11 protein-coding genes are annotated in these 12,472 nt (G+C 40.8%); 4 read left to right on the top strand and 7 right to left on the bottom strand.

Annotated features, from left to right (window positions below; all coding sequences use genetic code 11):
* Positions 1–8 precede the first annotated feature (8 nt).
* The 4 genes from CVT08_RS08575 to selA form a co-directional block, all read right to left on the bottom strand.
* Positions 9–215, bottom strand: coding sequence for a twin-arginine translocation signal domain-containing protein (locus tag CVT08_RS08575; protein WP_004317725.1), 207 nt, complete (start codon positions 213–215; stop codon positions 9–11).
* Positions 216–495: 280 nt separating this feature from the next.
* A complete protein-coding gene (locus CVT08_RS08580) occupies positions 496–1,203 on the bottom strand; it encodes a thioredoxin domain-containing protein (RefSeq protein ID WP_107855765.1) in 708 nt (235 codons plus the stop codon).
* Between the two features lie 53 nt (positions 1,204–1,256).
* The gene (gene selB / locus CVT08_RS08585) at positions 1,257–3,077 is read right to left on the bottom strand and encodes a selenocysteine-specific translation elongation factor (protein ID WP_107855764.1); all 1,821 of its coding nucleotides are present in this window, start codon (positions 3,075–3,077) and stop codon (positions 1,257–1,259) included.
* A complete protein-coding gene (gene selA, locus CVT08_RS08590; RefSeq protein WP_107855763.1) occupies positions 3,074–4,399 on the bottom strand; it encodes an L-seryl-tRNA(Sec) selenium transferase in 1,326 nt (441 codons plus the stop codon). The genes selB and selA overlap by 4 nt, the downstream gene beginning before the upstream one ends.
* Positions 4,400–4,553: 154 nt before the next feature.
* Here selA and CVT08_RS08595 point away from each other — a divergent pair, with 154 nt between their 5' ends.
* From CVT08_RS08595 to CVT08_RS08605, 3 genes are all read left to right on the top strand, one after another.
* Positions 4,554–6,227, top strand: a complete 1,674-nt coding sequence (locus CVT08_RS08595) for a 4Fe-4S binding protein (protein ID WP_107855762.1) — start codon at positions 4,554–4,556, stop codon at positions 6,225–6,227.
* Entirely contained in the window at positions 6,220–6,933 is a 714-nt protein-coding gene (locus tag CVT08_RS08600) for a TorD/DmsD family molecular chaperone (RefSeq protein ID WP_107855761.1), read from the top strand. Before CVT08_RS08595 ends, CVT08_RS08600 begins: the two co-directional genes overlap by 8 nt.
* 125 nt (positions 6,934–7,058) lie before the next feature.
* Complete coding sequence (locus CVT08_RS08605) at positions 7,059–7,691, top strand: DUF6803 family protein (protein WP_103597249.1); 633 nt, start codon at positions 7,059–7,061, stop codon at positions 7,689–7,691.
* Positions 7,692–7,708: 17 nt separating this feature from the next.
* Here CVT08_RS08605 and rmuC read toward each other — a convergent pair whose 3' ends face one another.
* Together rmuC and CVT08_RS08615 are read right to left on the bottom strand one after the other, a co-directional pair.
* On the bottom strand, positions 7,709–9,535 hold the full coding sequence (gene rmuC / locus CVT08_RS08610) for a DNA recombination protein RmuC (protein ID WP_230855931.1): 1,827 nt from the start codon (positions 9,533–9,535) through the stop codon (positions 7,709–7,711).
* A gap of 250 nt (positions 9,536–9,785) precedes the next feature.
* On the bottom strand, positions 9,786–10,997 hold the full coding sequence (locus CVT08_RS08615; RefSeq protein WP_107855760.1) for a saccharopine dehydrogenase family protein: 1,212 nt from the start codon (positions 10,995–10,997) through the stop codon (positions 9,786–9,788).
* A 93-nt stretch (positions 10,998–11,090) separates the two neighbouring features.
* On the opposite strand from CVT08_RS08615, the gene CVT08_RS08620 reads away from it, so the two are divergent.
* Complete coding sequence (locus CVT08_RS08620; RefSeq protein WP_107855759.1) at positions 11,091–11,813, top strand: tetratricopeptide repeat protein; 723 nt, start codon at positions 11,091–11,093, stop codon at positions 11,811–11,813.
* Here CVT08_RS08620 and CVT08_RS08625 read toward each other — a convergent pair.
* Positions 11,806–12,447, bottom strand: a complete 642-nt coding sequence (locus tag CVT08_RS08625) for a non-canonical purine NTP pyrophosphatase (RefSeq protein WP_107855758.1) — start codon at positions 12,445–12,447, stop codon at positions 11,806–11,808. The genes CVT08_RS08620 and CVT08_RS08625 overlap by 8 nt on opposite strands.
* Positions 12,448–12,472: the final 25 nt, after the last annotated feature.

Raw genomic sequence — 12,472 nt, forward strand, 5'->3', positions numbered from 1 at the left:
TATCTCCCTTAGTATGCGATTTTATAGTAGGTTTCCCAGTTTTTGCTTTTTTTATAAAGCACCTCTTTTTTGTTAGACTTGCCTACGACAACGCCATTGTCATCAGGAGCCAAGTCATCGCTAGTCACTTTTGCTACAGCTGAGACTGCGAGTACTCCGCTGGCAGCACCGACTTTTAGAGATTTTTTAAGAAAATCTCTTCTTGATCCTTGCATTTTTCCTCCTTATACCTCAAAAATTTTTGAGAAATTTGGTTCATTAATATGTAAAATTTGCATATTTAGAATTTCTAAAATATCACAAATAGCCTATTTTAGGTCATTTTAATAGCCCAAAGTTAAACTATGTAAATTTAGCATATTTCTAAGTTAAGCAAAGTAAATATAAAAGTTTAATTAAGAATGTTAAGTATTTATTAAAAATATAGTTAAATATACTTTAAATTTACAAATTTTATTTGTAGTAGAAATTCTAGGGAGAGCTCCCTAGAAAATGTTATTTTAGATCGCTTTTATTTACGATAAATGGCACTGATCTAACGCCAGCTGCAAAGTATTTTTTGCGGAGATTATCGATCTTTGCGACATCATCTTTGCTAACGCTCTTATCATCTACATTGTAGTCTTCAGCGTAGTATTTTCTTAAAATTTTAACCTTATCGCTGTCACTCTTAGCAGCTTTTACATCTTTGTAGATTAGCGAGCTTTTTTGAAGTGATGAGACGTCATGCACTGGAGTTAGGACGATTTCAACGTTGCTATCTTTTAGTGTTGTCTCGATCTTTGCTAGCTCAGCTCTGCAGTATGGGCACTCAGGGTCTGAAAACATTATGATAGTTGGCTTTTTAGGATCGCTACCAAGAACGATGATGTTTGCCTTGTCTTCATCTTTATAAATTTTAGAAATTCCCTTTGCGATGACCTCTTTTTTCACTTCAGCTAGGTATGATTTTTGCTCTTTTAGATCGATCACGTCTGGGAAGATGAAGTCGCCTTTTGTAAATACTATCTCATCTTGTGAGTTGCCATCTTTGCTTAACTTCACAACGACAGCTTCGATGTCGCCTGCAACTTTGTGACGATCAGCTACCTTTACTTTTACGCTGCTATCAACCATTTGAGAGTAGAACTCCTCTATTTGCTTATCGCTTGCTGCCATTAGGCTAGTTGCCGCGATGATTGAGGCTAAGATCACTTTTTTCATTTTTATCCTTTTTAAAAATTTGGCGGATTATATTTGCTTTTTGTAAATGAATACTAACCGCGAAAAACCCTATCATTTCCCTGCTTCATTATGTCACTCTCAAGATCGAGCTGCTCAAGGTAGGCGATTATATATTTTCTACTTAAATTTAGCACATCCTTGGCGTTTGTGACATTTACAAAGCCCTGTTCTTTTATGATGGCTCGCAGCTTATCAAGGGCTAGTTTTAGCGAATTTCTAGTGATAAAAAGGTTATGCTCTAGCCTTATGACCCTGCCCATTGCGGTTAGTTTTTTAAGGGCATTATCGCCGCTAACTCTATCGATCTCAAGATCATCATATATATTATATGGCGCAGTTGGGGCTAGCTTGCCACTTTCTAAAATTTCATAAATTTTCTCTTCTAGTCTAACTTTTAGTTTGCTAAGATCAACGCCTTTTTTGGTATAGACGCCACTATCTTTTGCGATTAAATTTATACTTTCAAGCTCATCAAGCGCTTTTTGGGCCAAATTTTGACTAGCCCAAGCAAGTTTTAGGCTGATACTTTGAGCTGAAAAGACAGCAAATTCATTCTTTTCTATCATAAATTTAATAGCTGATTTTATCCGCTCAACCGCGCTTAGGTCGTAGATATTTAAAGCCTTTTCATCGACAAAGACGTTTGAAACTTTTTTAGCAACTGCCAAGGCCTCTTCGTGACTTAGACCAAATCTTTGATAAGAAGAGATGATGCCAAAGCCATTTTTGTGGGCTTCTTTAAGTATAGAAAAGGCTTCTACAAAATCATGCTTTAAAAGCGAGGCTAAAAAGAGAATTTTGCCAGCCTTTTTTAGTGGCTCAAGCACAGGATTTAGCACCCTACCACCGCCTATCACACGCACATCTGAGATAAGAACAAAGGCCTCGTCAAATTTCAAAAACATATCGCTTTGAAATTTAAAGCTCACGAAGTAGCTATCATCTTTTTGGCTAAGGATTAGCACCTTTGCGGGCACGTTTTTAGCACCCACGCAAAAGGTCACGCTTTGTGAATGTATCAAATTCTTAGCAGTTACGACCGCATCAACCTCTCTAAATCCCCTAAAAAAGCCCTTTTTGCTAAGTAGCTGCCCCTTTTTTAGCTCGCTAAGCTCGATACCTGTTAGATTAAGCGCCACACGGCTGCTAACACCTGCGCGCTCTACGAATTCATCGTGGCTTTGCACGCTTCTTACTAGCACCTCTTTGCCAGCGTCGTAGTTAAAAAGCTTCTCATTTTTGCTAACGCTTCCCTCTATAACGGTGCCAGTTACGACATTTCCGATACCTTTTAGGCTAAAAACCCTATCGATGTAGTATCTAAAAACGCCCTCCTCATCGCGCTTTTTGGCTCTTAGCGTAAAGAGATAGTTTCTAAGTTCATCAGTGCTTGCCTTATCCTTTATACTAACGGCGAAAATTTCTAAAATTTGCAAGTTTTTAAATTTAGAAATTTCATCTCTTATCTCTTTTTTTCTTAAATTTATGGTGGCCTCATCGACCAAATCGCACTTTGTAAGCGCTACGATCACAGATTTCACGCCAAGAAGATTTAAAATTTCAAGGTGCTCCAAGCTTTGGGGCATAAGCCCGTCATTTGCCGCCACCACAAACAAGCACGCGTCAAAGCCGTATGCGCCACTTATCATCGTTTTTATGAGATTTTCATGCCCTGGCACGTCGATAAATGCGATATTCTCATCATTTTTGCTTAAATTTGAAAAGCTTAGATCGATCGTTATACCACGCTTTTTCTCCTCTTCAAGATTATCCCCCTCAAAGCCGTTTAGCTCCTTTATAAGCGCGGTTTTGCCGTGGTCGATATGCCCTGCTGTTCCTATTATTAAACTCATTTTTCTTCCGTTTCATTTATTATTTTTATTAGCGTCTCTACGTCATCATCAAGAAGCGATCTAAGATCTAGCATAAATTTGTCATTTTCTATGCGTCCGATCACCTTTTTTTGCCTAAATTTCTGCTCATTTAAAACTGCATCTCCACTAAATGCAAGCGCCACGCTTGGGATCTTTTTATTTGGCATAGCACCACCCCCTACAAAGGTCGAAGTTCGCACTATCTCAAGTGGATTTTTTAAATTTTTATTTATAAAATTTGCTAAGCCTTCAAGCTCTTTTACGCTTTTATGAAGCAGTTTTTGCGTTGTGATTAGCTCAAATTCTTTGTTTAGATAAGCTTTCATGCTCTCAGCCAAAAGCGAGATGATCACTTTATCGACGCGAAGCATCCTTAAAAGCTGGTTTTTCCTGAGCTTTGCGATGAGCTCTTTTTTGCCGACAATTATGCCACACTGCACCGCACCAAGCAGCTTGTCGCCGCTAAAACTAACTAGCGAAACATCTTTTAAATTTTTTAGATCTGGCTCGTTTTTGTCTAAGTTAAAGGGCAAATTTCCATAAAATCCACTGCCAAGATCAAAATAATCTATCAAATTTTGCCTGCTTGCTAGCTCGCTTAGTTCATTTGCTGAGCTCTCTTCGCTAAAGCCAACAATGTCAAAATTTGATCTATGAACCTTTACAAGCATCGCCGTATCTTCGCTGATCGCCTCTTCGTAGTCTTTTAGCCTAGTTTTGTTTGTAGTGCCGACCTCTTTTAGGATGCAGCCTGCGTTTGCCATCACCTCTGGCACTCTAAAACTACCGCCGATCTCGACTAGCTCGCCCCTACTAACGACTACCTCCCTGCCCTTTGCAAAGGTGTTTAGCACCAAAAAAACAGCGCTTGCGTTGTTATTTACAACGATGGCGTCTTCAAAACCAAAGGCCCTTGCTATTAGCGAGCCAACGTAGTCATATCTGTTGCCTCGGCTGCCTGTTTTTAGGTTGTATTCAAGGTTTGAGTATCCTGTGATAACAGGTGTCGCACGGCTTAAAATTTCTTTATCAATGACGCTTCTAGCGAGGTTTGTATGTATGGCAACGCCGGTTAAATTTAGCACCCTTTGAAGGTTTGCTTCGTTAAATTTATCATACTCATCTAGGATCAAATTTATTATCTCTTCGCTGCTAAAGCTAGCATTTTCATTTAAAATTTTGGCTCTAACCTCATCTAAAATTTGCCTTGCAAGCATAGTGACTAAACTCGTGTCAAGTCCCGAAAATGCTTCGTTTTTTATGATCTTATCAACTTGTGGGATATTTCTTAAATCGTTCAATTTGCGCTCCTAGTAAGTTAGTTTTACCAAGGCGTGATTTTAACATAAAAATATTATAAATTAAAACTTAGAGCAAAAAAAGAGGATATAAATTTCAGAGTCTATTAATCCCATTAATATTAGAATAAGTCCGTTTTTGATAATAGGAGAAACAATGAAAGAATTTGGCTTTTATAACGATTTTGACGACGCTTTGATGCTAAACGAGCAGATAGAGATCAACAACGAAAATGGCGACTATCTAGTCTCAAACTCTCCAAAGCTAAAAGCAAACATCATCGCACCTGAGATAAATTTCTACCTTAAAAATACCACCGCAAGCGTCTTAGAAAAAGCCAAAAATACCCTTTTACTCTACGAGGCAAGGGCGAGCGCCTTTGACATGGCAAAGGATGTGGATTACGAAAAAGAGGTCGGCAAAAATGTCGTCATTGTAAGTAACTCAGGCCGAGCAGAGCTAGCAAATTTACTAAAAGAAAATGGCTACAAAGTGATAGAGCTTACGCACTTTGAAGTCAAATTTATATATGGCGCAGCTGGTGAGCTAAGCGTTTTGGTGCTTAGAGCAAATGACGAATTTGAGGTTGATTGCGACTTTTTCTTAGTTGAAAACGCAAGGGACTATATGCTAAAACAAAGCGGCTGCTACGAAATTTCAGGGCTAAAAGATGAAAAAGTGCTTGAAATTTTAAATGCAAAAAGCCCAAAATTTAGATACAAAAGCTTTACTCAATACGACTCATCAATCTGTCAGTATCACGAGCGCAGGACTGAAATTTGCGGTCGTTGCGCCGAGGTTTGCCCAACGGTTGCTATCTTAAAAGAGGACGAGACAAAGCACCTTATCTTTTCAGCGATCGACTGCACAAACTGCGGAAACTGCATCAGCGTCTGCCCTAGCGGCGCGCTCGACTACACACTAATGCCACAAAGCTCATTTGCCGCTGTGGCAAAGCTTTACAAAGGCAAGACCCCTCTTATCGTGCCTGAGGAGATGAGTCTAGATGAGCTAAATGTGAGCCTACCAGAAAATGTCCTACCTTTTGCCATCTCAGCCGCCCACTTCTTAAGCCAAACGCACTTTTTGACACTTCTTCAAGAGAGTGGCTCGAGTGTGATTTTATATAGCAAGAGCCTTGGCAAGGGCGAAAAAGACGCCATTAGCATCTTAAATCAAATTTATGAGCTTAAATTTAAAGAGACCGCTATACACCACGCAAAAGACAAGGCTAGCCTTGAAAATGCGCTAAAAAAGGCTAAACTAATTGATGGCTCACAGCATTCAATGACAGAATACGCGCTGCCAAAGAGAGAAATTTTTGCCAAAAGGCTTGAGTTTATCGTAGGAGAGAGCGATCTTGGCGTCGTAAAAAGCGGCGAGATGATAAGATATGGCGAAGTCACGATAAATGCTGATACCTGTACGCTCTGCCTTAGCTGTGTTGGAGCTTGTAACGTAAGTGCTTTGGTGGCTGACAAGAAGACAAATTCTATTTTATTTAACCCAAGCGTTTGCACCGCCTGCGGCTACTGCGAGCTAAGCTGCGCTGAGAAAAACACCATCTCACTTGAGGTCGGCAAGATCGCTCTTAAGCCTGAGTTTTTCGTTTATAGCGAGCTTGCGCATGACGAGCTATTTGCCTGCGTGGAGTGTGGAAAAGAGTTTGCGACCAAAAAAGCGGTCGAGAAGATCGCATCGATCATGCAACCACGTTTTGGCAACGACAGAGCCAAGATCAAGTCGCTTTACTGCTGCGCTGACTGCAAGGCAAAGATCATGGTGCAAGCCCAGCTAAACGCGATGAAAGAGGATTTATTAAATGGATAAAAACATCATAAAAGCAAGGTCATATTTTTACGAATTTTTAGCATATCCACTCTTTTTTCACACCAGTGATGAGGGGTTTGCGAGATGGAAAGAGCAGCTTAGCTACCTAGCGCAAAATCCTTTGAGCGAGCAAAGTGCAGAGGCGTTTGCAAATTTAGATAAATTTAGCTTTGATGAGCTTGTAAATGAGCAAAATGACGTTCTTTTTGGCTTTACAAATATCCCTTTAAGCGCCTCATTTTATGAAGAGGGTAGAGATAACGGCGCGGCTAGACTTAGGGTGATACACTGCCTAAAGCTTAGCCCATATAGGCGTGATAAGGAGCTTTGCAAGGATAGTGAGGACTATGTTGGCTTTATATTTTTAGCGATGGCAACATTTTTAAGTGATGAATTTAATGGCGCAAAAAATATCAGCGACAAGCTCTTTGGCGAGACTTTAAATTTATTTATAGATGAGTTTGGCTCGCTACTTTTAGCTCATAAAAATGCAAATTTCTTCCGCTCATATGCGATCATTTTAAAAGACTTCATCGAGCTTGAAAGAGCTGTTTTAAGCCTAGAGGCACCAGTCAAGCCACAAGGCGATAGCGTCGCTATGGCAGCGCTTAAAAAAGAGCCTTATCAAAGCAAGATGCCGACCTTTAAAACTAAGCTTCACTGGGAGGAATTCTCTCCAGTCATCTCACACGAGTTTAAAGACTAGCTCAAATTTACTCTTAGCCTAGCTAGGAGTAAATTTAACATCCGCTTAAATTTGTTATCTTGATATTTTATGATTATTAGCAATTTGGCGTTAAACTTCTTTAAATTTTTTACAAAGGACTTACAATGGTAATGACACACTACATGGAGCTTTTATCGCTCAATCAACCTTACAATCTAATCCTCTTCATGGTGATACCTGTGGGGCTTACGGAGCTTTTAGTGGCGATGGAGTTTCTCACTATGTATCACATGGATAGCGGCAAAAATGCTGGCTTTAAGGCTGTTGGCAAATTTGCTGGCATAGTGCTTGGGGTCTATTTTACAGCTCTTGTGATCTATTTTATGGCAAAAATTTATCCAAGTATAAAATGGCGTGGATATGCCGATGTCATCGCTGTCTACTCATATCTCATCAGCGTCATACCACTTCTTGGCATCGCGCTTTTAGAGCTAAATTTGATCTACAAAAACGCAAGCGAAAAGGCAAAGCTAAAGCTTCACTTTTGCCTACTCATATTTGCCTTGATCGTCGCACACGTCGCAATGATATTTGGCATGGTTGATCCTACCATAACTGGCTACAAGGCTGAAAACGGTGAGATGGGTATGCATATGAATATGCCGATGAACATGCCAGCAGATATGCCAATGCACGATCACCACAAGATGATGCAAAATATGGGTGAGATGCATATGAATATGATGATGCAAAATATGAGTGATGATAACTCAACTAATATGCACATGCATCACTAAATTTAAAAGCTCCAAATTTACTCTTTAGAGCTAGCTAGCAAGATCTCTCTAGGTCTTGCTTCAAGCTCTTTTATCTGCGTATCTTTGGGATTTATAGCGATCTTTTTAAATTTCTCCAACCTGCTATCAAGCCCACCTTGTCCGCTCACGCTTTTAACGACCTCGTTAAAGTTATCATTTACCGATCTCACCGAGTTTCCAAGCCTATTTAGCTTCTCAGCGACGGTGCAAAATTTCTCATAAATTTCATTTGCGCTTTTTAAAATTTCCTTCGCCTCTTTGTTGCCATTTTCCATGCGCCATAAATTTGCCACCACACGAAGTAGCGGCATGAGCGTCGTGTGCGAGACTAGCACCACTTTTTTCTCATAGCCGTAGTTAAACAAATTTGGATCAAATTTCAAAGCCTCCAAAAATGCCGGCTCAACTGGCACAAACATCAGCACAAAATCAGGGCTTTTCACAAGCGATGAGTAGTCTTTTTTAGCTAGCTCGTCAATGTGTTTTTTTATTGAGGCGATATGCTCGCCAAGAGCTAGCTTGCTCTGGGCTAGATCAGCCGCCGCAACTGCTTTTTCGTAGGCATGGAGTGAGACTTTGCTGTCTATTATCATCTGTTTATCGTCTGGGAAATTTATGACAAAGTCAGGTATGAGCTTTTTGCCGCTCACGTCAAAACTCTCTTGCGTCGTGTAGTGCGTGCCCTTTTCTAGCCCTGCAGCTTCCAGCGTGCGCTCAAGCTGCATCTCGCCCCAGTTGCCAAGGACCTTGTTGCTGCCTTTTAGCGCCGTGCTTAGTGAGTTTGCCTCTTTTGACATATTTTTGCCAAGCTCGACCACCTCTTTTAGCTGCGCACTAAGCTCGCCTGCGCTCTTTTGCGAGTCGCTGTGGGCGTCATTTACTCTCTTTTCAAAGCTTGTTATCTTCTCTCCAAGTGGCGTTAGCAAGAGCTCAAGCGACTCTTTGCTGTTTTTTGAGAAATTTGCACTTTTTTCTTCAAATATCTTATTTGCAAGGTTTGCAAACTCTAAATTTAGCTCGTTTTTTACCTTTTTTAAATTCTCTTCTTGCGATCTTAGGATGTTTTCTTTGGCCTCGATCTCGCTTTTTAGTGCGACAAGCTCACACTCTAGTTCATTAACACGTTTGTGAGATTTTTTAAATTCATCATCTTTAAAGTCAAGTTCATTTTGCACTTTATTTAAATTTTCTTCTTGTGATATTAAGCTTTTCTCTTTTGTCTCCACCTTGCTTTTTAGAGAAATTATTTCACACCTTAACTCATTTTCTAGTTCATAAGATTTTTTTAAATTAATCTCTTTTAAATTGAGCTCACTTTTTGCCTTGTTTAAATTCTCTTCTTGTGATCTTAGGATGTTTTCTTTGGCCTCGATCTCACTTTTTAGTGCGACGATAGCGCGTTTTAGCTCATTTTCACTCTCGTTTGATCTTTTTAGCTCATCCTCTTTTGCACCAAGCTCGTTTTGTAAATTTAAAGATAGCGTCTTTGCCATCTCAGCCATCTTTGTCTGGCTGCCAAGCTCCTCGTTTAGACGCCTTAGCTCGCGCTCTAGCTCATCCTCTTTTTCATCTTTTTGCTTGAGCGAAATTTTATACTCGTCTAAATTTTTAGCTAGCTCATTTATCTTGTCGTTATTTGCTTCAAGCTTTGCTCTTTGCTCGATATTTAGCCGCTCGCTATCTTTTAGCTCATCTTGTAAATTTTCTAAATTTTCTCTTTGTTTTGCCTTCTGCAAATTTGCATTTATCAAAAAAGCTACTAGTATCACGCAAACAAGCGCAAGGGCCGCTATCAAAATATATAAATTTTCTATCGTTAGCACTAAAATTTCCTTTTAAATTTTGGCTTTATTATATTTGAAAATTTGTAAAAGAGTTGTGAAAAATAGCTTGCAACCAAAAAGGAGAGATAAAATTTAGTGGTTAAATTTAATAAATTTAGGCGAAGTATTTTTCGCTTAGACGAGACGGTTTTAAATTTTGTGACGGGAGTTACCGAGTGGGTAATGACCGAGCAAAATTTAAAACCAACGAAGTATAAGTAGAAAAAGACAAGCCTAAAGAGTCTAAATTTTAAACTTCGTATCTCTCTCCTGGCTTCATTTCTATCATCTCCCACGGCAACCCCTGCTTATTTAGCTCGTCCATGAAAGGTTTTGCGTCAAAATTCTCCATGTTAAAGACGCCTTTTCCGCTCCAGATGCCTTTTGCCACCATTAGTGAGCCGATCATCGCTGGCACGCCCGTGGTGTAGCTAACAGCCTGCGCGCCTGTCTCAGCGTAGCAAGCCTCGTGATCGCATACGTTGTAGATATAGACTTGGCGCTCTTTGCCATCTTTTAGCCCACGTATCACGCAGCCGATGTTTGTTTTGCCTTTTGTGCGAGGGCCAAGACTTGCAGGGTCAGGTAGAAGCGTCTTTAAAAACTGGATCGGCACGATTTTCATGCCGTTATGCTCGACTTCGTCTATGCGCAGCATTCCCACGTTTTCTAGGCACTTCATGTGAGTTAGGTAGCTTTGTCCAAAGGTCATGAAAAAGCGAATTCTCTTTAGTCCTTTGATGTTTTTAACTAAGCTTTCAAGCTCCTCGTGATAGAGCAGGTAGCTATCTTTGACGCCAACTTTTGGGTAGTCCCACTTAAACATGATCTGCATCGGCTTTGTCTCGATCCACTTGCCAGCCTCCCAGTAGCGGCCATTTGCGCTAACTTCGCGTAAATTTATCTCTGGGTTGAAATTTGTCGCAAATGGATATCCGTGATCGCCAGCGTTGCAGTCTAGGATGTCGATCTCGTGGATCTCGTCAAATAAATTTTGCTGTGCATAAGCGCAAAATACGTTTGTCACGCCTGGGTCAAAGCCAGAGCCAAGAAGCGCCATGGTGCCAGCGTTTTTGAAGTCACTATCCTTCGCCCACTGCAGCTTATACTCAAATTTCGCCGTGTCTGGGTGCTCGTAGTTTGCGGTGTCGATGTAAGGTATGCCAGTTTGCACGCAAGCGTCCATAAGAGTTAGGTCTTGATATGGCAGCGCGACATTTAGAAGCAAATCAGCCTTTGTTTGCTTGATAAGCTCTACCACGGCAGCTGTGTCGTCAGCGTCGATTTGCGCGGTGTTTATCTGCACGCCAAGGCGATCTTTTATAAATTTAGCGATCGCGTCGCACTTGCTTTTTGTGCGGCTTGCAAGGGTGATATTTGTAAAAACGTCCGAGTTCATCGCACATTTTACGGTTGCGACTTGGCTAACGCCGCCTGCACCGATGATTAAGATATTTGACATTTTTGGCTCCTTAAAATTTTAGTGATTTTAGCAAAGTTAATATAAATTTCTAGCTTCGAAAGGTAAAATGAGCCAAATTTTAAAGGTAAAAAGATGAAGAAAATTTTGCCATTTTTAGCGCCTATTTGCCTCTTTGCAAGTAGCTGCGACGAGCTGGTGCAAGAGAGCGTAAATGAGTTTTATAAAAGTGATAGAAATTTAGCTCGTGCTATAAATTTAGCCACGCAAGCAAGCGAGGCATGCCTAAAGGCTGGCGATACCCAGCAGGCGATCACTTCGCTCATAAATGGCGCCAGCATGTGCATGGTAAATAAAGAGCCACAAAAGACGCTAGAGCTCTCACAAAGAGCACTTGAGCTCGCGGCAAACGTTAGCGACAAACTACTGCTAGCACGCTCTTATCAAAACATAGGTGCAGCAGAAAAGATGCTAGGCAAATATGACGAAGCGCTTGCTAATTTTCAAGAAGCTCTAAAAATTTATGATGCCACGCCAAATACCCCAATGCACGACGAACTCGTCTGCATAAAAGGCATCGCAGGCACCTACTACCTAAAAAATGACTTTGACAAAGCCCATGAAAACCACCTTTTAGCGCTAAATTTACTTGATATCACGCCAGAGCTAAGTGGCAACGAGCTTGTGCGCTCGGAGCTTTTAGTAGAGCTTGCCAACGATCTAGCAAAGCTTAAGCAAAATGACGAAGCCGCCAAAAACTACAAAAAAGTGCTTGAAATTTTAAAAGGCAAGGAGCAAAACCCTCGCGCGCTGGGTCTTTTGGAGCGAGCTAGCAAAGGACTAAAGGAGCTTAACTAAAGTTTTTCTTTAGGCTCTTTAATACAAAATTTGCAAGCTCGAGCCCCTTTGAGCGGTGCGAGATTTTTAGCTTTGTGCCCTCATCTAGCTCGCCAAGCGTCTTTGTAAAGCCATTTGGGATAAAAAGTGCGTCGTAGCCAAAGCCGTTTGTGCCACGCTCCTCGTTTATCGCTTCGCCATACATAAAGCCATGCGTCGTGTAGTCGCCAAATTTTGAGCTAATAGCGATACAGGCGGTGTAGTGAGCTGGTGAGCTCTTTAAATTTAGCGCCTTTAGCTTGCTAATCAGCTTTGCTCTGTTGTTTGCGTCATTTGCGTTTTTGCCGCACACTTTGCCATTTTCATCAAGGTCAAAGTAGCGCGCTGAGTAGATCCCTGGCTCGCCACCAAGTGCATCCACGCTGATGCCACTATCATCGCTAAGCGAGATAAATTCGCCCTCATGCCCAAGCTCTTTAAGCTTTGCAAAGACAGCTTTTGACTTTATGAGTGCGTTTTCTTGAAAGCTACTGCCATCTTCAACTATCTCAAATGGCTTTACAACCTCGCTCAGAGCGTAAATTTCATAGCCTTTTAAAAACTCTTTTATCTCTTTTACTTTGTCTAAATTTGACGTTGCAAGCACGATTTTCATTGCAAAACTCCTTGATTTTTGGGCG

The sequence above is a fragment of the Campylobacter concisus genome, assembly GCF_003048835.2.
GTDB classification, from domain to species: domain Bacteria; phylum Campylobacterota; class Campylobacteria; order Campylobacterales; family Campylobacteraceae; genus Campylobacter_A; species Campylobacter_A concisus_D.

What these genes read in the sequence shown, in the direction of transcription:
- CVT08_RS08575 (WP_004317725.1), bottom strand. Translation starts at nt 215, where the DNA reads ATGCAAGGATCAAGAAGAGATTTTCTTAAAAAATCTCTAAAAGTCGGT.
- CVT08_RS08580 (WP_107855765.1), bottom strand. Translation starts at nt 1,203, where the DNA reads ATGAAAAAAGTGATCTTAGCCTCAATCATCGCGGCAACTAGCCTAATG.
- selB (WP_107855764.1), bottom strand. Translation starts at nt 3,077, where the DNA reads ATGAGTTTAATAATAGGAACAGCAGGGCATATCGACCACGGCAAAACC.
- CVT08_RS08595 (WP_107855762.1), top strand. Translation starts at nt 4,554, where the DNA reads ATGAAAGAATTTGGCTTTTATAACGATTTTGACGACGCTTTGATGCTA.
- CVT08_RS08600 (WP_107855761.1), top strand. Translation starts at nt 6,220, where the DNA reads ATGGATAAAAACATCATAAAAGCAAGGTCATATTTTTACGAATTTTTA.
- CVT08_RS08605 (WP_103597249.1), top strand. Translation starts at nt 7,059, where the DNA reads ATGGTAATGACACACTACATGGAGCTTTTATCGCTCAATCAACCTTAC.
- CVT08_RS08615 (WP_107855760.1), bottom strand. Translation starts at nt 10,997, where the DNA reads ATGTCAAATATCTTAATCATCGGTGCAGGCGGCGTTAGCCAAGTCGCA.
- CVT08_RS08620 (WP_107855759.1), top strand. Translation starts at nt 11,091, where the DNA reads ATGAAGAAAATTTTGCCATTTTTAGCGCCTATTTGCCTCTTTGCAAGT.
- CVT08_RS08625 (WP_107855758.1), bottom strand. Translation starts at nt 12,447, where the DNA reads ATGAAAATCGTGCTTGCAACGTCAAATTTAGACAAAGTAAAAGAGATA.